Genomic DNA, 26,077 nt, shown 5'->3' with positions numbered 1-26,077 from the left:
GGACAAAGGATGTACCAGATTGCGATTGTGATATTTGATGAATTTACCGATATCGATTTCTTTTTAATGCGCGATATTCTTGGCCGCACAACAACCGATTGGACAGTCAAAGTGCTAGGTACCAAACCTAGCCACAGGTCAAGTTTGGGAATGACGGTAGAAACCGATGGTCATGTCTCCGAAATCGCCGATGCTGACGTGGTATTATTCAGCAGTGGCTACAAAGGCGTACCTGCCGCACTTGCGGATCCTGAGTTTATGTCGGCCCTTAAATTAGATCCCTCGCGGCAATTACTTGGCAGTATCTGCGCAGGATCATTCTTCTTTGCCAAGTTAGGCTTACTCGACAATATCTCGGCAACAACGCACCCCGATGCCAAACCCGCATTGGTAGCCATGGGCGTCGATGTAGAAGACTCTGCTCTGGTGGTCAATGGCAATATTGCCACTGCAGGAGGTTGTCTGTCCTCACTCTATTTAACGGGTTGGGTTGCGGAGCGCTTGTTCGACAGTGCAAAGCGTCGCGAAATTCATCGGCAACTGCTCCCCGCAGGCCAAGCCGATGTGTTTGACGCTTTAATCGAGTCGTCGATTGCCTCAGCCATTCGCTAATATGGTGTGCAATCCTCTGGATAAAGGGCGCAATTATGACACTCAAAGCATTACTCAATCAGTTAAAAACCGAGCACAAGATCACCAGCGCAGCCGAACTTGCAGCGCTATTGGCGCAAGATAAGGAGCTGGTACAGCAGATAAAACAAGCGGATGCGCAGTATTGGGTCAACTTTAGCAAGCAGACGTTTGATGGTTGGTACTGCGTCGCTACGCCATCGAATGCCAGTTACCATGTGTACTATCAAGAGCGTGGGCAACATTGCTGGGAAGAAGAAGTATTTAGCGATCAATACTTGGCCATAGCCACTGTGATATTTGCTTCAGGACTTTTCCATGCTGAATAAATACATCACAGTTAGGCGTTAATCACTTTCGATGAGTTAGGCTGAGCACTTAATGCCAAGACTTTCTAGCTAAACCGATTCAGACCCCATAACAAAGCCATTAACCTGTTGCCACTTAACAATATTGATGGCTTTTCATCTGAGTGACTTACTGTTAAGGTGATGTTTTTATAGGCAATTGACGTTCAACTTCTACACGTCAATGGCAGCGGAGCATTCACTATGGATTGGTTACTGATCGCCCTCGCAGGCTTACTCGGCGGCATGTTAAATGCGGTGGCGGGCGGCGGCAGCTTTATCACCTTATTTGCCCTTGTGTTTGTGGGCGTGCCACCACTCATGGCCAACGCGACGGGCACCGCCGCTCTGCTCCCCGGCTACCTTGCCAGTGCTTGGCGTTTTCGAAAAGAGATTGAATATCCAGCAAATCTTAACCTAAAAACCCTGTGTTTGATTGCGATAGCTGGCGGATGCCTCGGCGCGGCGATACTGCTAAGTACCAGCGAGCAAGTGTTTGCTTATCTTGTCCCTTGGTTGATTTTGCTGGCCACACTCGCCTTTATCGCCGGACCTTGGTTACTCAAAAAACGTTTAGCGAATGCCAGCGTCCCCCGTGTGAATACCGTCAAGCCACTGACTGCAATGATGATTCTCAGTCTCGTCTGTATTTACGGCGGTTATTTTAACGGGGGATTAGGGATTATTTTACTCGCCACCTTTGGGTTACTCGGCCAAAGCCAATTACATGGGATGAACGGACTTAAAAATTTACTCTCTGCCCTACTCACCACCATTGCCGTGGTGATTTACGCCCTAGGTAATCTGATTGACGGGCAATATCTGTTACTGCTTGCCATTATGGCGATTATTGGCGGCTATCTTGGCGCCGCGCTGGCTTATCGCATTCCCCAATCCCTGTTGCGGGGTTTTATTGTGCTTGTCGGTTTCGCCATGAGTGTTGGATTTTTTATGCGTTAATGCTTCTGAGTCAGAATGTTCCCTGTAGTAATAGCGGCATATCTCAGGTGATCACAATTAGCGAACGTCGATTTAAAGCTTCTCATAATAAATCAATTTAACGCTATGAATTAGTTACGCCTTCTGACTTTTCATTTAGCCGTAACTTGGTTGAAAATGAGTGCTTTAGGCAGACAGTTTAAATAACAGATACAACAACACTATTAGTGATTTAAAAGTATGAAAACACGATTACCGATGATTATCATAGCTCTCGCTCTCCAGACGGCATATTCAGCCGAGCCGGTAAAAATGTATCTTTCAGAGGATGAACTTCCAACAACATGCATACTGCTCGCACCAGTAAAAGCTTCTGAAAGCTATAAAAAAATACGCCGGAATTCAACTTGTCTGGCACAGAACTCATATCAAGAGTTTTTATGCAATGCCAATCTAAAGCCCATGAACTTGGAGGTAATAGCCTACTTAAAACAGGGCATTCATCTTTTCATGGTGCTGATTTTTTCGGTTACACCTGCAACGGCATCGCCTATAAATGCTGAGGTTTATATGACACAACAAATGGTCATGAACTGATAAGCGTTTTTAACATTGGAGTATATTGAGAGAAATGCTAATAAAAAAAGCACAAATAACCGACCTTAACGCCATGGCTAACTTACTGTTGCAGCTGGGTTATAGTGCCACCGAGGCGCAGTTACAGCAGTATCTCGATGATCCTAAAAGATCCGATGAAATCTATCTCGCCGAGTCTGAGGGAGCCGTGGTTGGGTTGATAAGTTTGATCTTTTTTGATTATTTTCCTTCGCAGCAGAAAATCTGCCGCATTACTGCCTTAGTGGTGACTGAAGCGAGTCGAGGTTTAGGCGTGGGGACGCAACTGATTGACTTTGCCAAAGACAGAGCAAGTGAGCGGGGTTGTCGCCAGCTTGAGGTCACCACCTCTATGCGCCGCGAGCAGACCCAAGCCTACTATGAGTCCATTGGCTTTGAGAAAACCTCCTTTCGCTATATTCAACATCTTGACGTTACCCCAAAGTGATTTCGCCCAAATAAAATAGGCGCTTAAGTGTACTTAAGCGCCTATTTTGGCTAAGCGTTCGCGTGGGATTAATCCTGCGCCAACTCCTTATCTAATTGCTGGGCAATGGCTTCTGGTGAACCACTGTTACGGGCAAAGAGACCGTAGGCGGTTGGGATCACAAAGATAGTGAACAAGGTCGCCAGCATAATGCCCGAAAGCACCACTACACCAATCACGAAACGGGTTTCCGCCCCCGCACCTGCGGCCAATACCAGAGGTACGGCGCCCGCGGCAGTGGTAATCCCCGTCATCAGGATCGGGCGTAAACGCTGGCAAGAGGCTTGAATAATGGCGCGGTCAAAATCGACGCCCTTATCCCGCAACTGGTTGGCAAATTCGACGATCAGAATACCGTTTTTCGCCGCCAAACCGACGAGCATAATAATCCCAATCTGGCTGTAGATATTGAGACTCTGACCCGTAAACCACAGCCCTATCAAAGCGCCAACCGTGGCCAGCGGTACCGTCAGCATGATCACCATTGGGTGAATATAGCTTTCGAACTGCGCCGCTAATACTAGGAACACAATCCCCAGCGCCAGCAGGAACACAAAGTACATTGAACTGCCAGATTCTTGATAATCAAGGGATTGTCCCTTGTAGCTGATCACCGCTTCCGCAGGCAGATAAGCACGCGCCACTTGATTGAGGTAATCCAGCGCTTCACCTAGGCTATAACCATCCGCCAAGCTGGCTTCGATAGTGATCGCCCGCATACGATTGTAACGGTTGAGGGAACTGGCATCGGCAAACTCTTCTACCGTGACTAAGTTCGACAGCGGGATCAGCTCCTTAGTCCGTTCGGAGCGAACATAGATATTTTGCAGATCGGCCGCGGTGTTTTGGTTACTGCGCTCCCCTTCCACAATCACATCATACTCTTCGCCATCACGCATAAAGGTAGTGACTAAACGCGAGCCCAGCATAGATTCCAAGGTGCGGCCGATATTGGAAATCGATACCCCAAGGCTGGCCGCCCTGTCCCTGTCGATGACCACTCTAAGCTGCGGTTTGGTCTCTTTATAGTCGTGATCAAGGCCAAGCAGTTTAGGATTTTCCGCCGCCTTTTCCATCATAATATCGCGCCAGCGGGCCAATTCTTCGTAGCTTGGGCCACCAATCACAAACTGCACAGGTTTACCCACGCCACGGCCAAAGGCTTGGCGCATCACAGGGAAAGCTTGCACACCGGCTAAATCCGCAAGGCGCTTGTTAATATCGCCTATCACTTCTTTCATCGGGCGACGTTGTCCCCAATCTTCGAGCACGATAATCGCCATACCGTTAGAGAAGTCGGCGGCGCGGCCAAAGCCACGGGGAGCACGGATCAACAAGCGCTTAATATCGCCTGAGTCCACCAACGGCATTAACCGGTTTTCCACTTCGTTCATGTAGGATTCGATATACTCGTAACTCGCGCCCTGCGGCCCGTTCACCATCAAAAATAACGAACCCCGGTCCTCCTGCGGCGCAAATTCCTGCGGCACTTTTTGGGCGAGCAGCACGCTGCTGCCGAGTGCAATCAAGACCAATACCGACATCAGCACAGGTCTTGCCATCGCCTTCTCAAGCGAGCTTTGATAGCCACGGGAAATCCCCGTCATAATGCTATCGACCTTACGCACTAACCAGGAATCCTGGGATGCGGGTTTAAGCAGCTTAGAACACATCATCGGGCTTAAGGTTAAGGCCACGATACTGGAGAAGATCACCGCCGCACTCATAGCCACCGCAAACTCCTTAAAGAGTTTACCTAAGTCCCCTTCGAGGAAAGTGATCGGCATAAATACCGCCACTAGCACTAAGGTGGTGGCGATAACCGCAAAGGCCACTTCACGGGCGCCCAAAAATGCCGCCTTTAAGGGTGAATCCCCTTCTTCGATACGGCGATGAATGTTTTCCAGCATCACAATCGCATCGTCTACCACCATACCGATGGCGAGGATCATCGCCAGCAGCGTCAACAGGTTGATGGTATAACCCAGGGCATAGAGCACGATAAATGTCCCGAGCAAAGACACGGGCACAGTAATCGCGGGGATTAACATGGCGCGCACGCTGCCAAGGAACAGATAAATCACGATAATCACCAGCACCATGGCTGTGAACAGGGTTTGGTACACCTCTTTAATCGAGGCTTCGATAAACACTGAGCTGTCGTAGCTACGTTTAATCGACATGCCTGCGGGCAAGGTAGGATTGATTTTATCGACTAAAGCGTTAACGGCGCGGGCCACTTCTAAGGTGTTAGCGGTCGACTGTTTCGACACCCCAAGACCAATCATGGCCTCCTTGTTGCCACGGAACATAATGCGCTCTTCTTCCGAGCCAATTTCCACCTTAGCCACATCGCCAAGTTTGACTAAATAGCCATCTTCACCTTGGGAAATCACCAAATTAGCAAAGTCCTCGGCGGTGCGATAGCTACGCTCTAAACGCACGGTAAAGTGGCGTTCTTTAGACTCGAGCGAACCTGCGGGCAACTCAACGTTTTCAGCCCTTAGCGCAGCTTCAACATCGGCTACAGTGAGACTTCTGGATGCGAGAGCTTGTCTGTCGAGCCAGACGCGCATGGCGTAGACCTTGCCACCACCAATACGGATCATCGACACCCCATCCACCACGGACAGACGGTCGGATAAATAGCGACGGGTGTAATCGGTCAGCTCTAATGTGGTCATTTGATCCGACACTAAGTTGAGCCACATAATCACTTCATCGCCACCGTTGGCCTTTTGCACCTCTGGGGGATCGGCTTCTTCGGGTAAGTTATCTAACAGGCCCGAAATTCTATCGCGCACATCGTTGGCCGCATCTTCAATGTTGCGGCTGATATCGAACTCTAAGGTCACCTGCGAGCGACCATCACTGCTCGATGAACTCACATGGCGAATACCTTCGACGCCGCTGATCCTATCTTCAATCAGCTGGGTGATACGGCTCTCGACCACGGCGGCACTGGCGCCGCGATAGTTGGTTTCAATCGAGACAATCGGCGGATCGATGTTAGGGTATTCCCGCAGCGGTAACTTATCGAATGCCACTAAACCAAAGGCCACCAGCAATAGGCTAATAACCGAGGCAAATACCGGTCGTTTAACGGAAAGATCTGTCAGGATCATACACTTGGCTCCGTATTAGCATCTGAAAGATAGCTAAACTTTTCAGCCAATTCGGTTTTGACCACATCGCCTGGGTGCACTTTGAGTAGCCCGCGGATCACCACATTTTCACCAATCTCTAAACCACCGAGGATTTCGACCCAACCGCGGGTACGAATACCAATGGTGACTTGTTTACGCTCAATCACATTGTCCTTATTAACGCTGTAAACAAAGTGCTCTTTTTGGATCGGGATAATCGCCGACTCAGGCAGCATTAAGGCCTCGCGGCTGCGCTTGATGAGTTTCACCTTCATCAGCATGCCTGGCAGTAAACGTAAATCAGGATTTGGGATTTCGGCGCGAACAATCACGGCGCGAGTGGTTGGATTAACGCGGCTATCGATAGAAATCACTTTGCCTTTAAAGATTTCATCGGGAAACGCCACGGCTTTGGCTTCGACTTGTTTGCCAGGCTGTAGGTCTTGAATAAAACGCTCAGGCACCGAAAAGTCTAATTTAATCTTAGAAATATCATCGAGTGTGGTGATCTCAGTACCCGGAGTCACTAGGCTACCCACACTCACTTGGCGCAGGCCTAAACGGCCATTAAAAGGCGCCACTATGCTGCGATCATTGAGGGATGATTGCGCCTGCTCTAACTCGGCGCGGGTGGTATCGATTAAGGTTTGCAGACGATCACGCTCTAGCTCCGCCACTGTGCGGCTGGTCACCAGAGAGCTGATCCGCGCTAATTCGCGCTGGTTGTCGCTCACCTTCACCTGCGCGACTTTCACTTTGGCTATCTGCTCAGCATTTTGCAGTTGCACCAATAAGTCGCCCTTTTTGACGATATCACCATCATCAAATTTGAGCGAAGTAACTACATCGGTGACTTTCGGCGTGATAGTGACAGACTCAAAGGCCTTGTTGGTGCCTATGGCTTCGACTTCGTCACGCACTGGGGCCATGGCGGCCGTCGCGATGACCACATTAGGGGTGAGCTTAATTTTAGCTTGCTGCGTCTCTTGGGGTTGCATACTTTGGTATCCAAACCAGCCCGCAGCCAAAATGGCGATGATAATTATGATTTTTTTCATCTGGCTTCCAAATGATGATGACTCGCATTAGTGACGGCTAGTTTACCCACTCGCATCATTGCATCAATACGTTTTACTTTTTCTTACAAATTACGCCAACTGCATAAAATATGTAATAAACGGCGATTCGAGTCAGAAAGGGGAAGATGGATTAAGAATACAGTAGGATAATTGGCATTTTTAGCGAATTGCTTCAACAAATATCAAAATTACAACCAGTTTATCTAAAACCATGCTTTAAATATTGATATACGCCAGAAATATTCTGAAACATCATTCTGTATAGTTAACGCGCAGGGCGAGCACAGCGGTGCTCAAATGGCAGGCACAAAAAAGGGCGATAAATCGCCCTTTTTTGACTGAGATAGAATTAACGCAGTTTGCGCTCTTCTTTCATCAGGCTAGACAACGACTGGTACACATTGGTCACGACGTCATTTGACAGTGGTTGGTCTTCACCGTCGCGCAGCAGGATTTTGGTTTCCTCTGGGCTATCACCGTCTTCAAGCAGTATGCGGTAACTGCCTTCCTTCAAGGCCAATTGCTTGTCGTTCCACAACGAACTCCAGAAACCAGAGTTGTCGGTAAACTTAATGAAGTATAAACCCTTGGCGCTGTCCATATCGGCAATTTCAAAGCCCATTTCTGGCAGCACAATACGCAGACGTTCCCACACTTGTTTGTATGGCGCTTTCGCGGACCAGTAAGCAGCCCCTTCTTCAGGCGTCACTAAATCCACATTGATCCCTAAGGTCTGCTTCAAACGATTCGCTTGAATCGCTTGCTCGCGCTTCACACTCATATAAGCGATAGAGCTGTTTAGCATGTCGATGGTGTAACGCTGTTTATCTTCGCTGCTTAACAGGACATCTTGCTCTTTACCGTCGTAAAACTCTTGGTGCTCAACCAAGTGAATAACGATATTGGCGGTACGGCCGTGTGGACGAGTTTCGACGTCGAAGCGATAACGTTGACGCAGCAGATACTCTTTATCCGAACCCCAGAGGCTAGACTCCAATACTTCCGTGTTTTCAATCCAATCGGTTTCGATAGTACCTTTATCGAAATCACGGTTGCGGATGCTAATGCCTTGCTTAGCAAAGAAACCATCTAAGTTAGTGAAGATCTCTTGCTTAAGATCGACGCTGTTATCAATTGATTCAACCACGATCTTAATGTTATCGCTGCCCTCTTCCACGTGCGTACCTTCTGCCATTGGCAGTACTTGCAGTGGAGGACGGATATCGAGGTTTTTACCAACCAGCGCGGAATTCGCCTTCGGCCCTAAGTTAGGCACTTCAAATTCTTTATTGTATGGCGGTGCTTTTAATCCCTCGGGGATCTTCAGCATTGGCGCTTGCTCGGCCTGCACATAGTCTTCACCGCCGTTTGCTTGGCGACGCTCTAATGGCGAGCTACAAGCTGCAACGGCAGCAACTAGGAACAGTGGGGTGACTTTCTTTAACATTAATTATTTAACCTCTATCTGGGCGCGAGTCATTGCATCTAACAACAGACCATGACATTGCTCAGAAAGTTCAGTCAAAGGTAAACGAATATGGCCACACTCAATCAGTCCCATACGGTGGGCGGCCCACTTCACAGGAATTGGGTTCGCTTCACAGAACAGTGTGCTATACAGACCACGCAGCGGCTCATCGATGCTCGCCGCTAATTCGGCATTACCCGCCAGTGCTGCGTCACACATGGCTTTGAATGCTTTTGGCACTATGTTGTTAGCAACCGAAATCACGCCATTACCGCCAAGGAGTAAAAACTCCCTCGCCGTTGCGTCATCGCCGCTGTACAACATAAAGTCATTACCGCAAAGCTCACGTAAACGCTGTACGCGTGAGACATCACCCGTGGCTTCTTTAACGCCAATAATATTGCTCACAGCGACCAATTCAGCCACGGTTTCGGGCTTCATGTCGACGGCGGTGCGTCCTGGAACGTTATAGAGAATTTGCGGAATATCTGTGCTCGCCGCGACCGCTTTATAGTGCGCGACTAAGCCCTTTGGCGTGGGTTTATTGTAGTAAGGTGTCACGCCTAACATGGCGGCAACCCCTACTTTAGATAAAGACTTGGTGAGTTCGATAGCTTCAGATGTCGCATTCGCGCCATTGCCACCAATCACAGGAATACGGCCTGCGGCAAACTTAACCGTTTGCGCGACCACAGTAACGTGCTCATTCATTGGCAGAGTCGCTGACTCGCCGGTAGTGCCCACGGCGACGATGGCGTCTGTGCCTTGGTCAATATGGAATTCGACTAACCTTTCAAGACTTGCAAAATCTACTGAGCCATCACTGTTCATTGGCGTGATTAAGGCTACGATGCTTCCGTTTATCATCTGACTTCCCCAAAATTTCAGGATTCGCTATGGTACTGATGCCAACCATTAATGACAAGCACTAACGGGGCTCTCAAATTGAATTAGTTATGGTAGCATTACATCCCGCACAAAAACTCGGCACTCAGTCTCGAGTTTTCGCTCTATGATATCGAAAAAGTGAGGACAATTCATGACCAATTTCCTGGTCGTAACCGCAATGGGCGTAGACCGTCCTGGACTCGTAAGTAAACTAGCTCGGCTTGCCAGCGACTGTGACTGCGATATCGTCGACAGCCGTATGGCATTATTTGGTAACGAATTTACCTTAATCATGATGTTGTCAGGTTCGTGGGCATCCATAACGAAAATTGAAAGCCTGCTCCCGAGTCTCAGTGTTGAATTAGAACTGATGACAGTGATGAAGCGCACCTCTAAACATACGCCGCAAAACTACCTTTCACGCCTTGAAGTGCGCTTTACCGGTAAGGATCAACGCGGCACCATGAAGCTTATCACCCAGTTTCTCGCCGACCGTTCCTTAGACTTAGCCGCAGTACGCTCTTTCTCTGAAGAACTCGACAACGGTGAGCAAACCCAGACGATTTCGTTGACCATCAATATTCCTGAAAAAGTTGAACTAGAAAAGCTCGAAAAGAGTATCTATCAACTCTCTGAAGAAATGGCACTGGATTGCACCATTAGACGCATGGAAGGCACCACCTCAAGAAGCGATAGAGGATAATTGATGAACACATTAACCGCTGGCGCGAAAGCGCCGCTATTTACCCTTCAAGATCAACAGGGTAATGCTGTTTCCCTACAAGAATGCTTAACGCGCGGCCCGGTTTTAGTCTACTTTTACCCTAAGGCTTCAACCCCAGGCTGCACAGTGCAAGCCTGTGGTTTACGTGACAGCAAAGCTGAACTGGACAGCCACAAAGTGACCGTGCTTGGCATTAGCCCAGATCCCGTGGCCAAATTAGCTAAGTTTGCGGAAAAACAGTCGCTTAACTTTACCCTGCTCAGCGATGAAGACCACAGCGTGGCCGATGCCTTTGGCGTGTGGGGTGAAAAGAAGTTTATGGGCAAAATCTACGACGGTATCCATAGATTGAGCTTCCTCATCAATACCGACGGCACCATTGCCCACGTGTTCGATAAGTTTAAAACCAGCAATCATCACCAAGTCGTGCTGGCGCAAATTGCCGGTTAATTGCGCATTTTAGTGCCGTATTAATGCCTCTCGGCTCAACACAGCGTACAAAAAATTAGCAGTTGAACGCAAAAAGGCCCTTTATCAGGGCCTTTTTTCATGAAAAATTTTCAGCTTGCGTCTAAAAATCAACCTGATTTGCACAATAAATTCAAGCGGATGCAGCTTAATCACCCCAAATTATGCCAGATAAGGCCACATAATGGCCGCGGCGATGCTCCACATGGTCAACCAAATAAAGCGGTCTAAATATCGCCACGCCGCTGGGCGACTAAATATCGGCGCTAATAAACGCGCACCAAAACTTAAGCTAAAGAACCAAATAAACGAAGCCAGTACCGCACCCGCACCAAACCAAGGACGATGGGCATCTTCGAACTGAGTACTAATACTCCCCAGCAGCACGACTGTATCTAAATAAAGGTGTGGATTGAGCAGGCTGATCCCAAGCGTGGTCAGCATGGCCTTACGCAAAGTATCGGCATTTTGCGCATTGCCCATCTCCATCCCTTTAGCGACAAACGAGGCCTTAAGTGCATTGGCTCCGTACCAAATCAAAAAAGCGGCACCACCAAAACTGGCCACATGTTTGATAGTCGGGAAGGCTTCGATAATGTGCCCAAGCCCCGCCACACCCGCAGTGATCATTAAGGCATCGATGATTGAACAAAGCAGCGCAATCGGCAAAGGATAAGCTCGCTTAATCCCCTGCTTTAGCACAAAGGCATTTTGCGCCCCTACGGCAATAATCAAACTACCACCAATGCCCATACCTTGTATAAACGCCGTTTGCATACCTACCTCTCATGTCTGAAGAAGGCGCTAGCATAGACAAAACAACAAAATTAATATAACTAATGTTTTTTATGTATCATAAGTAAAATTAATAATCTTAAGGACGGCAATCATGTTGGAATACGCCAATCTTAAAGCGCTTGCGGTCGTCGTCTCCGAAGGTGGTTTCGAGCGCGCCGCCAAGGTGTTGCATATTACGCAATCGGCGGTGTCACAGCGCGTCAGGCAATTAGAAGAACGAGTCGGCCAATCCTTACTAATCCGCTCAACGCCCGTGGTGGCAACTCCTACGGGTAAACGTTTATTGCGCCACTATTCACAGGTGCAACTACTCGAGAGCGAGTTGAGAGCCGAGTTAGATGCCGATGACCCAAACCATCCCACGACGGTGCGAATTGCCGTCAATGCCGACAGTTTAGCCACATGGTTTTTGCCCGCCTTGGCCGATATGTTCAGCCGCCATGCTTGGCTGCTGGAATTGATTGTCGATGATGAGTCCTATACCCATCACCTATTGAAAAACGGTGAGGCCGTCGGTTGTGTGACCACAACGGCTAACCCCATGGCCGGTTGTAGCAGTGAGTTTTTAGGAACCATGGAATATATGTGTGTCGCCACCCCAGCATTTGCGGCGCGTTATTTTCAATGGGTAGAAAATAGCGAAGATGTCGGCGCTCAAATTACCCAAGCGCAGCTCGCGAAAGCCCCGGCCGTAGTGTTTTCAACCAAAGATAAAATGCATGAAAAGTACCTCGCCCAGTATTTTCAAATGTTGCCAGGCCAATGGTGGCAACACAGCATTCCCTCATCGGAGAGTTTTTTAGAGGCGATTAACTTAAGTCTGGGTTATGGTTTAGTGGGACACTTACAGGCAAAACCTTTGATAGACAAAGGCATATTGATTGAACTCACCCCAGAAAAACGCATTCGAGTGCCCCTATATTGGCAACATTGGAATATAAAGGCCAAGCAAACGACCTTGGTGTATCGCGCCCTTGCCGCCACCGCACAGCATCTATTGCAGCAATGATGAGTACAGCAAGAGTGAGTAAAACAATTGTTAGCACAAATAGTTAGCGGATAAAAAAACTGAGCACTCAGGCTCAGTTTTGTTTTCTAATAGTTTTTATCTACTGCCAGCGGCTTAGGCTTCTGCCGAATCCGCCTTCACCTGCGTTATCGCCACGGGTTCAATCTCGGTTTTCGGCCAAGCATTGATCACCGCTTTCACCAAGGAGGCTAATGGAATGGCAAAGAACACGCCCCAAACGCCCCATAAACCACCAAACACCAACACGGCGGCGATAATGATGACGGGGTGTAAATCCACTGCATCGGAAAACAAGATAGGCACCAGCACGTTGCCATCTAACGCCTGAATAATGCCGTAACCTAACATCAAATAGCCAAACTCGGAGCTAAAGCCCCACTGGAAGAAGGCCACCAACATGATAGGTAAAGTGACTAAGGTCGCGCCCACATAGGGAATGAGCACCGACAAACCAGTCAACACCCCGAGTAAAGCCGAGTATCTCAGCCCCATAAAGGCAAAGAAGATGTAGCTCGCTACTCCGACAATCACAATCTCAATCACTTTGCCGCGGATATAGTTGAAGATCTGCTGGTGCATTTCGAACCACACCTTGCGGGCTAATTGTCGATTAGTAGGGAAAAAACGTTTGCTGCCACTGATCAGTTGGTCTTTATCTTTCAGAAAGAAGAACACTAATAAGGGCACTAAAATGGCGTACACCATCAGCACCAATAACGAGGCCGAATAACCTATCAGTTGCTTGGCAATATCGAGCAGATGCTGGGTATCGAGCAGTTTTTTAAGCTCGGCGACCATTAAATTGAGCTGCTCAGAGCTGACAAACTGCGGATACTGGGTCGCTAATCCCTGCAAGGTTTGTAAGCCTTTGTCGATCATACTCGGCAAATCTGTCATCAAGCTCACGCCTTGGCGCCACACGCTCGGGATAAGGCCAAAGGTCAGCAGCACCACTATCCCTAAAAACAGCACGAGTACTAAGGAAGCGCCCGTCGTGCGATTAATCCCCAATTTCAGCATTTGCGCCACGGGCCATTCGAGCAAAAAGGCCAGCACTAACGCCACGAGTAACGGCGCTAATAAGCCACCCGCAAAATACAACACTAGGGCAAGACCGACGAGAATGGCGAGCAACGTCACCGCCTGAGGATCGCTAAAGCGCTCTTGATACCAACGAGAGAAAAAACTAAACATGAATTCGTTCCAATGAGGTGATTGGCTTTCCGAAAACGCAGGAAAGATGCTTATGCTTTGGTGGTTAACCTTATCGCATCCGTTTTACTGTGTATATGCTTGAAAATCAGTTAACTGCTACCTATGACCGACACACAAAGGTGAAGTTGCAACCAGCGATGCTAACTGGCCATTTTTACTGCGGCATTGAATCATGCTTTGTGCGTGCTTAGCCCTGCGATAAATCAACTTTTGTGATTAATAATCCTAATTGGCTGGCGTCATCTTGCAATGTCACGACGCTATGACCCTGTTTTTTAAAAAACGCGGGAACATCTCGGCGGGAACCTGGGTCTGAGAGTAGGATATGTAAGCTGTCGCCAGCAGACACGGACTTCAATGCAAGTTTGACCTTAACCAAGGGAACGGGGCAGCGAAATGATGTTAAATCAATAAAAATCATAATGAACTTGCTATGAATGAACTTGGGCTATTATCCTAAGTTGCAACTCAAACTACAAGCTAAGGGCTCCCTCGCCTTAGTTGAGACAATTAAAAGAGATAAAGGATCCACTTGCGTAATTTGACGTTTTTGACCCGATGTAAACCCCTTGCGGCGAGTGTGCTTTCATTAATGTTACTCGGTGGAGCCGCAAAGAGTTTTGCCAACAACGACTTGCCCGACTTGGGCACCGCCGCCGTCAATACCTTCAGCCTAGAAAAAGAAATGGTCTATGGCGATGCTTATATGCGCGTTATTCGCTCATCGGCGCCGATGCTGAACGATCCGGTATTGAGCCAATATTTGACTGAACTGGGCAATAAATTGGTCGCCCACGCCACGGGAGTCAAAACGCCCTTTTATTTCTTCTTACTGCAAAACGATGAGATCAACGCCTTCGCCTTCTTCGGCGGCCACGTTGCAGTACACACAGGGCTATTCCTTAACGCCGATAACGAAAGTGAGCTGGCCTCAGTGCTCGGCCACGAAATTACCCACGTGACCCAACGTCACTTGGCACGCTCCCTCGAAGCACAGCAAAAAAGTGGTCCAGCGACCGTTGCAGGCCTACTGGGGGCGATTTTATTAACCATCGCCGTGCCTCAGGCGGGGATGGCCGCACTGGCAACCACTCAAGCCATGGCGACCCAATCGAAGATCAACTATACCCGTCTGCATGAAAAAGAAGCCGATCGGATCGGCATGCAGATTCTGGTCGATGCGGGCTTTGACCCTAATGCGGCCGCCGATTTCTTCGGTAAACTCGCCAGTCGCTACCGTTTTACCACCACGCCACCACAAATGTTGCTGACTCACCCATTACCCGAGTCACGGATCTCCGAGGCGCGCGATCGCGCCCACCAGTATCCACACCGCTATGTGCCGGATAATCTCAACTTCCAGCTCGCCAAAGCCCGTATTCAGGTGCGTTTTTCCAGTTACAGCGACGATGCGGTATTGAGCATGTTTGAAAAGCAGCTCAATAAGCAAACCTACGGCTTTAAAGAGGCCGCCCTCTACGGCAAAGCCTTAGCGCTGTTTAGATTGAAGAAATTTGATGAGTCCGAAAAGATTATCGATGAGTTGTTAAAAATCGATGATAACAACTTGTTTTATATCGATACCAAGACGGATTTACTCAACGAGCGTAAGGATTTTGCTCAGGCGACTAAGTTACTCGAAGCCCAGCGTAAGATGAAACCCACATCGCAGGTGATTAACGCGAACTTAGCCAATATCTATATTGAGGCCGGTGAGCCAGCGAAAGCTATCCCACTGCTGGAAGACATGATTTTCCTCGACAAGCAAAATCAACTGCCCTATCAACTGCTCAATCTTGCCTATAAAAAATTGGGCAATCAGGGCATGGAGTATTTTTCCAATGCTGAGTTAATGGCGCTAGGTGCTAACTATAAGGGGGCAATTGATCAGCTGAACTTTGCCTACCGCGCTTCGGAAGGTAATCCCTTACAGCTGGCACGAATCGAAGCACGTATCCGCCAATTTAAACAAGCGGATAAAGAGATGGATGCCCTGAAGTAAAATAGCCATTTTATCTTTATCCCTTATAATCGCGCCCCGAACACCCTGACGGGGCGCTGTTTTTTCTGCTATCATCCGCGCCATTGTTTTAGCCGATTGAGCATAAGTACTATGACCCAAGCAACGATTTACCATAACCCACGTTGTTCAAAGAGCCGCGAAACCTTAGCCCTACTCGAGCAGCAAGGCTGTGATATCACAGTAGTGGAATACCTCAAGAATCCTCCAAACGCCGCTGACATCCGTGGGATTTTAGCCACTCTCAAACTTAGCGCCCGTGAGTTAATGCGCACTAAGGAAGACGAGTATCAAGCACTGGGACTCGCCAATCCGGCATTAACCGAAGAGCAACTTATCGATGCCATGGTCAAGACGCCAAAATTGATTGAACGCCCAATAGTACTGGCCAATCAACAGGCAGCCATTGGTCGTCCACCGGAAAATGTACTGAACATTCTCTAATCTTCGGCCATTTCACCATCATTCGATGCGATTAAGATAGGAACATCATGACCTCAAGCACTCTGCTGACACTGAGCCGTTTAGGCTACCTTGCCCTCGTTCTCCTGCTGGGCGGTTGGTTTATTGGTCAGGGCATCAATGGGGAATACACCTTATTATTCAGCCTACTCTGGCTAGTGCCTTTATTGTTGCCTGTTCGAGGCATTTTAAAGGGCAACCCGTACACCTACGCCTGGGCCAGCTTTATTTTATGCTTATATATGCTGCACGCCCTCACCTTGTTGTATGTCACGACCGATGCATTGGTCTTTGCCATTATTGAAGTCCTGCTGATTGGCACTCTGTTAGTCGCGTTCCCGTTTTATGCTCGTATCCGTGGACGTGAACTCGGCTTAGGCCTTAAGAAAAAGTCCGACAAGCAAGACTGATAGTCAGATCCAATCAATCTCATCGCTAGCGGGGAACAGCAAGTCACGATTAGCCAGTGCCGATGAGCAAGTTCCGATCAGTAAGTTCCGATGAGTAAGCGCGGTTCGGTTTTAATACCGCTCCGCGCTCTTTGTTTTGAGAAGTTGTGATTCAAAACATCATGATTCGATAAATCCTCCCACTTTTATAATCCTCACTCACAGTCAAATACGCTGCTGTATTAATCTCTTTTCGGTACGACTCCAACTCCGCAAATTGACAACATTTAACCTACCTTTCATCACTTTTTGTAACTAAAAGAGCATGCTATAGTCGGTCGATATGCCAAGGAATGACGGCCAATCAAGCCAGTCATATTACAAAAACAATAACACAGCGTTAATTGGAGTGAGTCATGATGGAAAAATGGGTTCCAATGCGTCGATTAAGTATTATCGCGGCAGCCGTCGCACTCAGCGCCTGTGGTGGCGGTGGTGGAGATAATAATGATGGTGGTACAGTCACCCCACCAACCACTAGCGTGCCACGCTGCGCCACAGTGACTCCACTCGTCACCACAGACTCAGGCGCCATCCGCTTTAAAACTGAGCCCCAATATGTGGTGGGACAATCCAGCGCCATTATTGCCAGCCTAGGGAATCGCGATTCACAGGATCTTACTTTCCGCTGGCAACAGTTAGAAGGACCCAGCATTGAACTCGTGAGTCAAAATAGTCCAGTATTAGCCTTCGATATTCCCACTGCAGGTAGCTACCGTTTTAGCCTACATATCAGCGGCAGTAATATCGATGAGACTGGCGAAATAGCGATCAATGCCGACAACAGCGCGGGGGCAATGCTGAACATTCGTCAAGATCATCAAGCCGTTGAGGGTAACGATGTCAGCCTACGAATCGCTCAGCAAGCGGGCCTTAGTGCATCAAGCATCAATTGGTGTATCGCCGAGGGCCCTAGTGTTAGTCTCGATATCAGCGATCCCTTTAGACCGCTGTTTACCGCGCCCACTGTTGGTCAAGATACCTTAACCCGCCTTAGGGCATCGGCCACGATTAACGCCAATACCGTGACAGACGAAGCCTATGTGCTCACTACGGCATCGCCCACAATAAGCTCAACCTACTTCGATACGCCCGTGGCGCGCACCCACGCTTATAACCCCGGCTCTCCCTATGCCAGTGCCTTAACGAGCTGTGTGTACTCGAATCAGTTAAAAGAGGCTTGTACTATCAACCAATTGCCGCTTATTGGCCAAGTCTCAAATACGCTCGATGTCGATACAATTCTCGATCGTGTATTAGTGTCCCACGATTGGATGGGGGACAATTTCGCCGCGTTTTTACGTCAAATGGACCCGAACAGCGATTTCGCCCGCCTGCTACAATCGGTCACCGCCGTGGTGATCAGCTATGATGTGCGCCCCTCGTTTTATTGGGTCGTCACAGGGGCGATTTATCTCGACCCGAATGATTTGTGGCTCACGCCAACCCAGCGTGACAGCATTAACGAGGCGCCGGATTATCGCAGCGACTTTGGCAGTGAACTCAATTTCCTCATGCCGTGGCGTTACGTTAAAAATAACCAATATGCTTCACAGGGATTCCCAATCACGACGCGCGCCACCCGCACGCTCAGCCAGATTAATCCCGATCTCGCTTCACTCTTGTACCATGAGCTTGCCCACGCCAATGACTTCTTCCCAAGAAGCATTCACGCCACGCTCACTGGCCCCAGATTGTTGGACGACTATAGCCGCCGAAATGCCAATAAGAGTCTGATATCCGATCAAGTGAGTCGCAGCTATCCCCTCACCAGTACCGAAATGACAGGCCTTGCGGCGGTGAGCTTCTTGGGCACCAAAGCCACTGCAACCCAAAAAGCCTATCAACCTTCGGATGTGAGTACGTTTTTCTCCGGTGATATCGCCAATGACTTTTATAACTATTCCAGTACCCGTGAAGACGCGGCGATGCTGTTCGAAGAAGCCATGATGAGCTATCGCTACCAAATCCAGCGCGATGTGGCCGTCACTAACCTACCCGCAGTTCTTACAGCAGATACAGTGATTGTTGACTGGGGACAAAGGGGACGAATTGGTGATGATAGTCTGGCAAACCGCGCCGCCTTAGTGATCGATGGCATGCTGCCAGAGCTTGACGGCATCAGCTTGCTCACGAGCCTGCCCGAGCCCATTGCCATGACGCAAGGCCAAAGCTGGCGCCAAACCCTGGGAATTTCACCTAATACTACCCCAGTGAAAGGCCTACAGGGAGGCGCGGCAAGTAGCGAAACGCTTACCGAGCCAGAACTGCGTTTCAGTGGCGATCGTCACCGCCATCCACAGCAGTGATCTGGATTGCTAAAGCGGCGGAGACACTAGACTCAAGCCTTTTAGCAGACTGAAGTTAACGATAGATGTGAGATTAATAGAGATAAAAAAGCCCGTCGTGATACGACGGGCTTTTTGTTAACACTAAATGTTTATTAACACAGGCTTTCGATTAACAGTAACTAACTGTAAGTCAATGCGATTACAAGTGGAGCATTTCTTTAGCAAAAGGAATCGTGAGCTTGCGCTGATGTACTAGGGATGCCTTATCCAGTTTATCTAACACATCAAACAAGGTACGCAGGTCCCTTGCCATGCGGTTCAGCAAGAAACGACCCACGTCTTCGGGCAACTGTAATCCGCGCATCGCCGCACGACGTTGCAGGGCCGCTAACTTTTCATCATCGGCCATGGGTTGCAGCTGATAATTGAGTCCCCACTGCATTCTAGAGACTAAATCAGGCAACAAGAAGCCTGCATCCGCGGGCGCCGAGCGGCCGCTGACTACCAGCGCACAACGCTTGTTCTCAGCGACACGATTGTACAAATCGAATATGGCTTCTTCCCAAATCGGGTGACCCGCAATGTCATCCACATCGTCGATGCAGATCAAATCGAGCTGCTCCAAGCCTTCCAACAGCGCGGTCGAGATACTCGCATGAATGCCAAGGGGAAGGTAAAAACTGCGGCGGTCGAGTTCATTGGCATGGGCACAGGCGGCGTGCATTAAGTGCGTTCGACCCGATTTCACTGGTCCCCACACATAAATAGCGGCTTCACCTTGGCCTTCGGCATTGGCACGCAGCTTTTGGATAAGTTCATCATTACCCGCAGCCGGATAATAACTGTTAAAGGTTTCATCATCCGGTAAGTAAACCGGTAACGACAGTTGTAGCGGTGAGTTTAATGGCACTCGTACGTCTCAATATCAATAAATTATCGACTCCCCCACATGACTGAGCACATATGCCCAGTCACGACGAGGGAAGTTTAAGGTAACCGCCATTGATAGACAGTTTTACCCGCTGGGCTGGCACTGGCAGAAAACTCCCCTGGTGCCACCACCGAAATTCGCGGCTCTAGACTCAGTAAACGCTCAAAGTCGGTCTGAGAACCAAATAAATCCAAGGAAAACGTCGCGGTATTACCTTGGATGCGCGACAGAGTCGCATTTTTAACTGCACTGAGTTGCTTTAAGTATTTTTCAACTTCAACCAACTGCGCCATTTTATCAATGTTCACGAAGGTCACACTGGCGCCGACCTGCTCGCCCGAATCGGCGATGGCGTACTTAGTAAAATAGTAATCGCCTAGCGCCGCCATCATAGCAGTGATCGCCTGCGCGCTATTCTCTGCCGTACCATTAAAGCTAAACAGTGGCGGCGTTAACGAGTCGATCATAGCCTTGGTATACAGGTTTAAGCGGTAACGCACTTGGTTTCCCGCAGGGTCAATAGCAACGAGGGCTAAGAAGTCGGCTTGATAACGTCCCGAGACACTGGCAACGATATCGGCAAACATGCCTTTGACATCATTGGGATTGATGCCCATCAATTCATCGAGATCGAGGATCGGCAGCAAGACAGGAATACCGCGTTCATCGGAAAAAGTCGTAAATGCCTGACGCTCGGCTAAGGTCGATGAATCACTCAGTAAAATCGTGTCACCTTCACTTGGCATGGCAACCCAAAAGAGCGTCAGCGGACGTTGAATGCCCCACACAGGTAATTGGGCCTGACGTAACAGGGTAATAATGCGGCGATGTTCAAAGTTGGCTTTTAACAACAGTTGGCCATTTTGCTCAAAGTAACCAAACTGGCTGAGCAGTGCATCAGGATTGGCCAGTTGCGATTGGATAACGCCGTTATCTAAAGAGCGTGCTGTCCCAGTATTCTTAATGATCACTTTTTCCAGCGCGGCTTTAAGGGCTTTATTCCGCTCAGGCACGGCGCGGGAAGCCACGGGCACATCGGCTTCATCTAATTTACTCACTTCAACAGCTTGCAGGCTATTAACGGTAAACAGGCAGTATAAAAACGCGAGTAAGCTTGGCTTTAATAGGAATTTCAGCATCTTTGAGTAGTTGAAGTAACGTCAGATAGTGCAAATTGTACCATAGTTAGCGCCTTTAGCGAGTCTTGGGGAGATTTCCAGCACGGATTAAGTGCTGCCACTTGCTTTGGCAATAAAACAGTGATCCTCACCTACAAACGAGCCATTTTATAAGGAACATATAGCAACAAACTGTTATCATCTCGCGGTTTACCCTAAATTTACGAGAATAATAAATGAAACGACTCGCTATTCCACTTCAGGGCGCGCAAATGCTGTTTGTTGCATTTGGCGCCCTAGTGCTAATGCCGCTACTCACGGGGCTTGATACCAGTGTCGCCCTGTTTACCGCGGGTATTGGTACTCTATTGTTTCAGTTGATCACGAAACGCCAAGTCCCTATCTTCCTCGCCTCCTCCTTCGCTTTTATTGCTCCAATTCTCTATGGAGTACAAACCTGGGGGATCCCATCAACCATGGGCGGCATCATTGCCGCGGGTCTAGTCTATGTGCTCCTTGGGGCACTCGTTAAAGTGCGCGGCACCGACTTTATCCATCGACTGCTACCGCCTGTGGTGGTTGGCCCTGTGATTATTATCATTGGTCTAGGTTTAGCGCCTGTGGCGGTAAATATGGCGTTGGGTAAAAGTGGAGATGGCAGTTTAACGCTCGTTCCCACCAATACGGCTTTGATTATTTCCCTTGCCTCACTCTGTACCACCATAGCTGTGGCTATTTTTGCCAAGGGCTTACTTAAAGTCATGCCCATTCTGGCGGGGATTGTGGTGGGTTATAGCCTAAGTCTTGCCTTTGGTATCGTGGATTTTGCGGTGGTTACCGCAGCAAGCTGGATTGCTATCCCGAAATTTGTCGCGCCCGAATTTAACTGGCATGCCATCGCCTTTATGATCCCGGTCGCGATTGCGCCTGCGGTTGAACATATTGGTGACATCCTTGCCATTTCTAATGTCACGGGTAAAGACTTTATGAAAAAACCCGGCCTGCATCGCACCTTAACCGGTGACGGCGTCGCGACAATTGCCGCAGCAGCCTTCGGCGGTCCACCAAACACGACTTATTCTGAAGTGACAGGCGCGGTGACTTTAACCCGCAACTTCGACCCCAAAATCATGACGTGGACGGCGATCACCGCCATTACCTTAGCCTTCGTCGGTAAGTTAGGCGCCCTGATGCAAACCATTCCCGTCCCTGTGATGGGCGGCATTATGTGTTTGCTCTTTGGTTCGATCGCCGCGGTGGGTTTAAACACCTTAATTCGCAATCATGTGGATTTATCCGAGCCACGTAACTTAAGCATCGTGGGTGTGACGCTGGTATTTGGTATCGGTGGTATGGCCTTTGGCATCGGCTCCTTCAGCCTCACGGGCATCAGCCTCTGTGGTATTGTGGCCATCACCATGAATCTGCTGTTACCCGCGAGCAAACACCACGAGCGTGACGCTGCATCACACTAAACAGTGTGAGTTAGCACAGTAGAACATCCTTCATCGCCTAATCCTTATGCCTTATGTTAGGAGCAGGCAACAAAAAAGCCGCTAAGTTATTCACTTAACGGCTTTTTTATTATTCTTTCATCACTTTTACGCGTGATTACTCTGCGGTTTTGTATTTATCAGCAGTCGCTTTGATTAACGGCTGTAATTCGCCTTTTTGGTACATATCAACCACGATATCACAACCACCAATCAGCTCGCCTTCAATCCACAATTGTGGGAAAGTTGGCCAGTTTGCATACTTAGGTAATTCAGCACGGATATCTGGGTGCTGGAGAATATCCACAAATGCAAACTGCTCGCCGCAGTTGATCATGATTTGTGCTACCTGAGATGAAAAACCACAGCTTGGTAATTTAGGAGAACCCTTCATGTATACGATGATTGGGTTTTCAGCGATTTGCTGTTTAATTTTCTCTACTGTTTCCATTTTAATTCCTAAGTACGATGACATTGACTCAATGCCGCTATTGTACGACAGCTAGGCAAAGAACAAAATCCCACAGTTTGTAAGGTTATGCCCTACAATTAGTTTTTCGATGACGCCTATCTAATCAATTAGCCAAACAATGATTCACATCACAAATATTATCGGTACAATAGAGCGCAGTGAGCACGTTTAAAAAACGATAACCTAAGACCATGGAGAGATACTAATGGCTTTCGAATTACCCGCATTACCATATGCAAAGAACGCACTAGAACCACACATTTCTCAAGAAACCATTGAATACCACTACGGCAAGCATCACAACACCTACGTTGTTAAGCTAAACGGTTTAATCGAAGGAACCGATTTCGCAGGTAAATCTTTAGAAGAGATCATCAAGACTTCTACTGGTGGCGTATTTAACAACGCAGCTCAAGTTTGGAACCACACTTTCTACTGGAACTGCTTAGCACCTAACGCTGGCGGTGAGCCAACAGGTCCTGTGGCTGATGCCATCAGTGCTGCATTCGGTTCATTCGACGCATTCAAAGCACAATTTACCGATTCTGCGGTAAACAACTTTGGTAGCGCTTGGACTTGGTTAGTGAAAAAAGCCGATGGCACTGTAGCTATCGTTAACACTAGCAATGCTGCAACCCCTCTGACTGACAGCACTGTGACACCAATCCTGACTGTTGACGTGTGGGAACACGCTTACTACATCGATTACCGCAACGTACGTCCTGACTACTTAGCCCACTTCTGGCAATTAGTTAACTGGGACTTCGTGAACCAAAACTTCGCTGGTTAATCGCTGCTAAGTCATTCCTAAAAAGAGCCCAAGTGGCTCTTTTTTTATGGCCTCACAAATCATCCACCTTTCCCTTTTCGCCCAACCTCGCCCAATAGCTACAAGTGCAACAATTGCAATTGCAATCATTTGTTATTGTTTTTATTTGATATTTTTTTGACACAGCTGGCAAGTTTATGTCTAAGATTAGTGTAGGAAGCTGAAAAATCAGTTATCCATCCATGACATCACTGGCGTTTCAGGGGGTTTATATGGGCATTTTCGAGCATTACCAAAAGCGCTACGAACAAAAACTCGATGAAGAATACACTTTGCAAGAATACCTCGATATCTGCAAAGAAGATCGCAGTGCTTATATGTCAGCGTCCGAGCGATTACTGCTTGCCATCGGCGAAGCCGAAATTATTGATACCGCGAAAAATCCAACCCTAAGCCGTATCTTTTCAAATCGTCTCATCTCACGCTATCCCGCCTTTAAAGACTTTTACGGTATGGAAGATGCGATTGAACAAATCGTCGCCTACCTAAAACACTCGGCCCAAGGCTTAGAGGAATCGAAGCAAATTTTGTACTTACTCGGCCCTGTGGGTGGCGGTAAGTCATCATTGGCGGAAAAACTCAAAGCCTTGATGCAAAAAGTGCCAATCTACATTTTAAGCGCTAATGGCGTAAGAAGCCCGGTGAATGACCACCCCTTCTGTCTCTTCGATGTCGAAGAAGACGGCCAGCTGCTGCGGGATGAATTTAATATTCCCACCCGTTATCTAAAAACCATCATGTCGCCTTGGGCGGTGAAACGTCTGCACGAGTTTGGCGGCGATATTTCAAAATTTCGTGTGGTCAAGGTCTATCCCTCTATTCTCGATCAATTGGCGATTGCCAAAACCGAACCTGGGGATGAAAACAACCAAGATATTTCCTCCTTGGTCGGTAAGGTCGATATTCGTCAGCTAGAGCATTTCTCGCAGGACGATGCCGATGCTTACGCCTACTCGGGCGCACTCTGCCGTGCAAACCAAGGGATGATGGAGTTCGTGGAAATGTTCAAGGCGCCGATTAAGGTGCTACACCCACTGCTCACCGCCACCCAAGAAGGTAACTATAACGGTACCGAAGGCTTATCCGCCCTGCCCTATAGCGGTATCATTTTGGCGCACTCTAACGAGTCAGAATGGTCAACCTTCAAAAACAATAAGAACAATGAAGCGTTTCTCGACAGGGTTTATATCGTCAAAGTGCCCTATTGCCTGCGGGTATCGGAAGAATTGCAGATTTACAAAAAATTACTGCAAAACTCCGAGCTGTCCCAAGCACCATGTGCACCTGGCACCTTAGAAACCTTGGCGCAATTTAGTGTGCTCTCGAGGATCAAAACACCTGAAAACTCCTCCATCTACTCTAAGATGCGGGTCTATGATGGTGAAAGCCTTAAAGATACCGATCCTAAGGCAAAATCCTACCAAGAGTACCGCGACTACGCAGGTGTTGATGAAGGTATGAACGGTCTTTCTACCCGTTTCGCCTTCAAAATCCTGTCGCGGGTATTTAACTTTGACCACTCAGAGATTGCCGCTAACCCTGTCCATTTGTTCTATGTACTCGAGCGCCAAATCGAGCAGGAACAATTCCCCGGCGATACCGCCGAACGTTATCTGGAGTTCTTAAAAGGCTATTTGATCCCTAAATATGTCGAATTTATCGGTAAGGAAATCCAAACCGCGTACTTAGAGTCCTACTCTGAATACGGCCAAAATATCTTCGACCGTTATGTCACCTACGCCGATTTCTGGATCCAAGATCAGGAATACCGTGACCCCGAAACTGGCCAATTGTTTGACCGCTCCGCACTGAATGCCGAACTGGAGAAAATCGAAAAACCCGCGGGGATCAGCAACCCTAAAGATTTCCGTAATGAGATCGTTAACTTTGTCCTGCGCGCCCGCGCAAGCCATGAGGGCAACAACCCACTCTGGACCAGCTACGAAAAACTACGCACGGTAATTGAGAAAAAAATGTTCTCAAATACAGAGGACTTATTGCCTGTAATTTCCTTTAACGCCAAAACCTCGACTGACGATCAACGTAAACACGATGATTTTGTTAATCGAATGATGGAGAAAGGCTATACCAAAAAACAAGTCAGACTGCTGTCTGAGTGGTATTTACGGGTTCGTAAATCCTCTTAACTTGCGCTCACTAAAAACGAGGCTTTGGTGT

25 protein-coding genes are annotated in these 26,077 nt (G+C 48.4%); 15 read left to right on the top strand and 10 right to left on the bottom strand.

Translation table 11 applies throughout. The features are described from left to right. The first annotated feature begins 9 nt into the window (after positions 1-9). The 5 genes from K0H59_RS08700 to K0H59_RS08680 all read left to right on the top strand — a co-directional run bounded on the left by K0H59_RS08700 (position 10) and on the right by K0H59_RS08680 (position 2,979). A complete protein-coding gene (locus K0H59_RS08700; protein WP_220055260.1) occupies positions 10-612 on the top strand; it encodes a DJ-1/PfpI family protein in 603 nt (200 codons plus the stop codon). Between the two features lie 35 nt (positions 613-647). Then, positions 648-959, top strand: coding sequence for a hypothetical protein (locus K0H59_RS08695; RefSeq protein WP_011716694.1), 312 nt, complete (start codon positions 648-650; stop codon positions 957-959). A 222-nt stretch (positions 960-1,181) separates the two neighbouring features. Further along, positions 1,182-1,937: a sulfite exporter TauE/SafE family protein gene (locus tag K0H59_RS08690; RefSeq protein WP_220055259.1), complete on the top strand. Its 756-nt coding sequence runs from the start codon at positions 1,182-1,184 to the stop codon at positions 1,935-1,937. Between the two features lie 219 nt (positions 1,938-2,156). Beyond that, positions 2,157-2,513: a hypothetical protein gene (locus K0H59_RS08685; protein ID WP_220055258.1), complete on the top strand. Its 357-nt coding sequence runs from the start codon at positions 2,157-2,159 to the stop codon at positions 2,511-2,513. Positions 2,514-2,547: 34 nt separating this feature from the next. Then, positions 2,548-2,979, top strand: coding sequence for a GNAT family N-acetyltransferase (locus tag K0H59_RS08680; RefSeq protein WP_408733572.1), 432 nt, complete (start codon positions 2,548-2,550; stop codon positions 2,977-2,979). Between the two features lie 68 nt (positions 2,980-3,047). Here the strand turns inward: K0H59_RS08680 and K0H59_RS08675 are convergent, their stop codons facing one another. From K0H59_RS08675 to dapA, 4 genes are all read right to left on the bottom strand, one after another. Further along, entirely contained in the window at positions 3,048-6,143 is a 3,096-nt protein-coding gene (locus K0H59_RS08675; RefSeq protein WP_011626494.1) for an efflux RND transporter permease subunit, read from the bottom strand. After that, positions 6,140-7,222 (bottom strand): efflux RND transporter periplasmic adaptor subunit, encoded by a 1,083-nt coding sequence (locus K0H59_RS08670; RefSeq protein WP_220055256.1) that lies wholly within the window; start codon positions 7,220-7,222, stop codon positions 6,140-6,142. The genes K0H59_RS08675 and K0H59_RS08670 overlap by 4 nt, the downstream gene beginning before the upstream one ends. Before the next feature lie 370 nt (positions 7,223-7,592). Further along, positions 7,593-8,690, bottom strand: a complete 1,098-nt coding sequence (gene bamC / locus K0H59_RS08665; protein WP_220055255.1) for an outer membrane protein assembly factor BamC — start codon at positions 8,688-8,690, stop codon at positions 7,593-7,595. A gap of 3 nt (positions 8,691-8,693) precedes the next feature. Beyond that, the gene (gene dapA, locus K0H59_RS08660; RefSeq protein WP_011716687.1) at positions 8,694-9,578 is read right to left on the bottom strand and encodes a 4-hydroxy-tetrahydrodipicolinate synthase; all 885 of its coding nucleotides are present in this window, start codon (positions 9,576-9,578) and stop codon (positions 8,694-8,696) included. 172 nt (positions 9,579-9,750) lie between these two features. Between dapA and K0H59_RS08655 the strand changes: the two genes are divergently transcribed. After that, the gene (locus tag K0H59_RS08655; RefSeq protein ID WP_011716686.1) at positions 9,751-10,302 is read left to right on the top strand and encodes a glycine cleavage system protein R; all 552 of its coding nucleotides are present in this window, start codon (positions 9,751-9,753) and stop codon (positions 10,300-10,302) included. Positions 10,303-10,305: 3 nt separating this feature from the next. Further along, positions 10,306-10,773, top strand: coding sequence for a thioredoxin-dependent thiol peroxidase (gene bcp / locus K0H59_RS08650; protein WP_220055254.1), 468 nt, complete (start codon positions 10,306-10,308; stop codon positions 10,771-10,773). Positions 10,774-10,953: 180 nt separating this feature from the next. On the opposite strand, the gene K0H59_RS08645 is transcribed toward bcp, so the two are convergent. Continuing rightward, complete coding sequence (locus tag K0H59_RS08645; RefSeq protein WP_088211405.1) at positions 10,954-11,568, bottom strand: LysE/ArgO family amino acid transporter; 615 nt, start codon at positions 11,566-11,568, stop codon at positions 10,954-10,956. A 112-nt stretch (positions 11,569-11,680) separates the two neighbouring features. Here K0H59_RS08645 and K0H59_RS08640 point away from each other — a divergent pair, with 112 nt between their 5' ends. Beyond that, positions 11,681-12,598, top strand: coding sequence for a LysR family transcriptional regulator ArgP (locus tag K0H59_RS08640; RefSeq protein WP_208662360.1), 918 nt, complete (start codon positions 11,681-11,683; stop codon positions 12,596-12,598). 114 nt (positions 12,599-12,712) lie between these two features. On the opposite strand, the gene K0H59_RS08635 is transcribed toward K0H59_RS08640, so the two are convergent. Both K0H59_RS08635 and K0H59_RS08630 read right to left on the bottom strand, forming a co-directional pair. Next, a complete protein-coding gene (locus K0H59_RS08635; RefSeq protein WP_011716682.1) occupies positions 12,713-13,813 on the bottom strand; it encodes an AI-2E family transporter in 1,101 nt (366 codons plus the stop codon). Between the two features lie 208 nt (positions 13,814-14,021). Continuing rightward, positions 14,022-14,255, bottom strand: coding sequence for a sulfurtransferase TusA family protein (locus tag K0H59_RS08630; RefSeq protein WP_011716681.1), 234 nt, complete (start codon positions 14,253-14,255; stop codon positions 14,022-14,024). A gap of 111 nt (positions 14,256-14,366) precedes the next feature. Here K0H59_RS08630 and K0H59_RS08625 point away from each other — a divergent pair, with 111 nt between their 5' ends. From K0H59_RS08625 to K0H59_RS08610, 4 genes are all read left to right on the top strand, one after another. Next, complete coding sequence (locus tag K0H59_RS08625; protein WP_011716680.1) at positions 14,367-15,836, top strand: M48 family metalloprotease; 1,470 nt, start codon at positions 14,367-14,369, stop codon at positions 15,834-15,836. 111 nt (positions 15,837-15,947) lie between these two features. Continuing rightward, on the top strand, positions 15,948-16,298 hold the full coding sequence (gene arsC / locus K0H59_RS08620; protein WP_220055253.1) for an arsenate reductase (glutaredoxin): 351 nt from the start codon (positions 15,948-15,950) through the stop codon (positions 16,296-16,298). 47 nt (positions 16,299-16,345) lie between these two features. Then, positions 16,346-16,726, top strand: coding sequence for a DUF2069 domain-containing protein (locus K0H59_RS08615; RefSeq protein WP_220055252.1), 381 nt, complete (start codon positions 16,346-16,348; stop codon positions 16,724-16,726). A 395-nt stretch (positions 16,727-17,121) separates the two neighbouring features. Further along, a complete protein-coding gene (locus K0H59_RS08610; RefSeq protein ID WP_408733571.1) occupies positions 17,122-19,074 on the top strand; it encodes a hypothetical protein in 1,953 nt (650 codons plus the stop codon). Between the two features lie 181 nt (positions 19,075-19,255). Here K0H59_RS08610 and hda read toward each other — a convergent pair whose 3' ends face one another. Together hda and K0H59_RS08600 are read right to left on the bottom strand one after the other, a co-directional pair. Continuing rightward, positions 19,256-19,966: a DnaA inactivator Hda gene (gene hda / locus K0H59_RS08605; protein WP_011622356.1), complete on the bottom strand. Its 711-nt coding sequence runs from the start codon at positions 19,964-19,966 to the stop codon at positions 19,256-19,258. A gap of 77 nt (positions 19,967-20,043) precedes the next feature. Beyond that, positions 20,044-21,126, bottom strand: a complete 1,083-nt coding sequence (locus K0H59_RS08600) for a DUF2066 domain-containing protein (RefSeq protein WP_220055251.1) — start codon at positions 21,124-21,126, stop codon at positions 20,044-20,046. 215 nt (positions 21,127-21,341) lie between these two features. Here K0H59_RS08600 and K0H59_RS08595 point away from each other — a divergent pair, with 215 nt between their 5' ends. Then, positions 21,342-22,580 (top strand): uracil-xanthine permease family protein, encoded by a 1,239-nt coding sequence (locus K0H59_RS08595; protein WP_220055250.1) that lies wholly within the window; start codon positions 21,342-21,344, stop codon positions 22,578-22,580. Between the two features lie 136 nt (positions 22,581-22,716). Here K0H59_RS08595 and K0H59_RS08590 read toward each other — a convergent pair whose 3' ends face one another. Continuing rightward, positions 22,717-23,049, bottom strand: coding sequence for a Grx4 family monothiol glutaredoxin (locus K0H59_RS08590; RefSeq protein WP_011622353.1), 333 nt, complete (start codon positions 23,047-23,049; stop codon positions 22,717-22,719). 226 nt (positions 23,050-23,275) lie between these two features. Here K0H59_RS08590 and sodB point away from each other — a divergent pair, with 226 nt between their 5' ends. Both sodB and K0H59_RS08580 read left to right on the top strand, forming a co-directional pair. Beyond that, positions 23,276-23,860, top strand: a complete 585-nt coding sequence (gene sodB / locus K0H59_RS08585) for a superoxide dismutase [Fe] (protein WP_220055249.1) — start codon at positions 23,276-23,278, stop codon at positions 23,858-23,860. A 251-nt stretch (positions 23,861-24,111) separates the two neighbouring features. Then, positions 24,112-26,046 (top strand): PrkA family serine protein kinase, encoded by a 1,935-nt coding sequence (locus K0H59_RS08580; protein ID WP_011716674.1) that lies wholly within the window; start codon positions 24,112-24,114, stop codon positions 26,044-26,046. Positions 26,047-26,077: the final 31 nt, after the last annotated feature.

It is taken from the genome of Shewanella sp. FJAT-51649 (assembly GCF_019457435.1).
GTDB lineage: Bacteria > Pseudomonadota > Gammaproteobacteria > Enterobacterales > Shewanellaceae > Shewanella > Shewanella mangrovisoli.
The sequence above is the reverse complement of the archived record's forward strand: the minus strand, read 5'-3'. Positions and strand labels throughout refer to the sequence as shown.

Bases quoted from the DNA above. Each gene is read 5' to 3' on its own strand.
- K0H59_RS08685 (WP_220055258.1), top strand. From the start codon at position 2,157: ATGAAAACACGATTACCGATGATTATCATAGCTCTCGCTCTCCAGACG.
- arsC (WP_220055253.1), top strand. From the start codon at position 15,948: ATGACCCAAGCAACGATTTACCATAACCCACGTTGTTCAAAGAGCCGC.
- sodB (WP_220055249.1), top strand. From the start codon at position 23,276: ATGGCTTTCGAATTACCCGCATTACCATATGCAAAGAACGCACTAGAA.
- K0H59_RS08590 (WP_011622353.1), bottom strand. From the start codon at position 23,049: ATGGAAACAGTAGAGAAAATTAAACAGCAAATCGCTGAAAACCCAATC.
- K0H59_RS08645 (WP_088211405.1), bottom strand. From the start codon at position 11,568: ATGCAAACGGCGTTTATACAAGGTATGGGCATTGGTGGTAGTTTGATT.
- K0H59_RS08600 (WP_220055251.1), bottom strand. From the start codon at position 21,126: ATGCTGAAATTCCTATTAAAGCCAAGCTTACTCGCGTTTTTATACTGC.
- K0H59_RS08690 (WP_220055259.1), top strand. From the start codon at position 1,182: ATGGATTGGTTACTGATCGCCCTCGCAGGCTTACTCGGCGGCATGTTA.
- K0H59_RS08635 (WP_011716682.1), bottom strand. From the start codon at position 13,813: ATGTTTAGTTTTTTCTCTCGTTGGTATCAAGAGCGCTTTAGCGATCCT.
- K0H59_RS08595 (WP_220055250.1), top strand. From the start codon at position 21,342: ATGAAACGACTCGCTATTCCACTTCAGGGCGCGCAAATGCTGTTTGTT.
- K0H59_RS08700 (WP_220055260.1), top strand. From the start codon at position 10: ATGTACCAGATTGCGATTGTGATATTTGATGAATTTACCGATATCGAT.
- K0H59_RS08580 (WP_011716674.1), top strand. From the start codon at position 24,112: ATGGGCATTTTCGAGCATTACCAAAAGCGCTACGAACAAAAACTCGAT.
- K0H59_RS08675 (WP_011626494.1), bottom strand. From the start codon at position 6,143: ATGATCCTGACAGATCTTTCCGTTAAACGACCGGTATTTGCCTCGGTT.
- K0H59_RS08630 (WP_011716681.1), bottom strand. From the start codon at position 14,255: ATGATTTTTATTGATTTAACATCATTTCGCTGCCCCGTTCCCTTGGTT.
- K0H59_RS08695 (WP_011716694.1), top strand. From the start codon at position 648: ATGACACTCAAAGCATTACTCAATCAGTTAAAAACCGAGCACAAGATC.
- K0H59_RS08615 (WP_220055252.1), top strand. From the start codon at position 16,346: ATGACCTCAAGCACTCTGCTGACACTGAGCCGTTTAGGCTACCTTGCC.
- K0H59_RS08655 (WP_011716686.1), top strand. From the start codon at position 9,751: ATGACCAATTTCCTGGTCGTAACCGCAATGGGCGTAGACCGTCCTGGA.
- K0H59_RS08640 (WP_208662360.1), top strand. From the start codon at position 11,681: ATGTTGGAATACGCCAATCTTAAAGCGCTTGCGGTCGTCGTCTCCGAA.
- K0H59_RS08680 (WP_408733572.1), top strand. From the start codon at position 2,548: ATGCTAATAAAAAAAGCACAAATAACCGACCTTAACGCCATGGCTAAC.
- K0H59_RS08610 (WP_408733571.1), top strand. From the start codon at position 17,122: ATGATGGAAAAATGGGTTCCAATGCGTCGATTAAGTATTATCGCGGCA.
- K0H59_RS08670 (WP_220055256.1), bottom strand. From the start codon at position 7,222: ATGAAAAAAATCATAATTATCATCGCCATTTTGGCTGCGGGCTGGTTT.
- bamC (WP_220055255.1), bottom strand. From the start codon at position 8,690: ATGTTAAAGAAAGTCACCCCACTGTTCCTAGTTGCTGCCGTTGCAGCT.
- dapA (WP_011716687.1), bottom strand. From the start codon at position 9,578: ATGATAAACGGAAGCATCGTAGCCTTAATCACGCCAATGAACAGTGAT.
- bcp (WP_220055254.1), top strand. From the start codon at position 10,306: ATGAACACATTAACCGCTGGCGCGAAAGCGCCGCTATTTACCCTTCAA.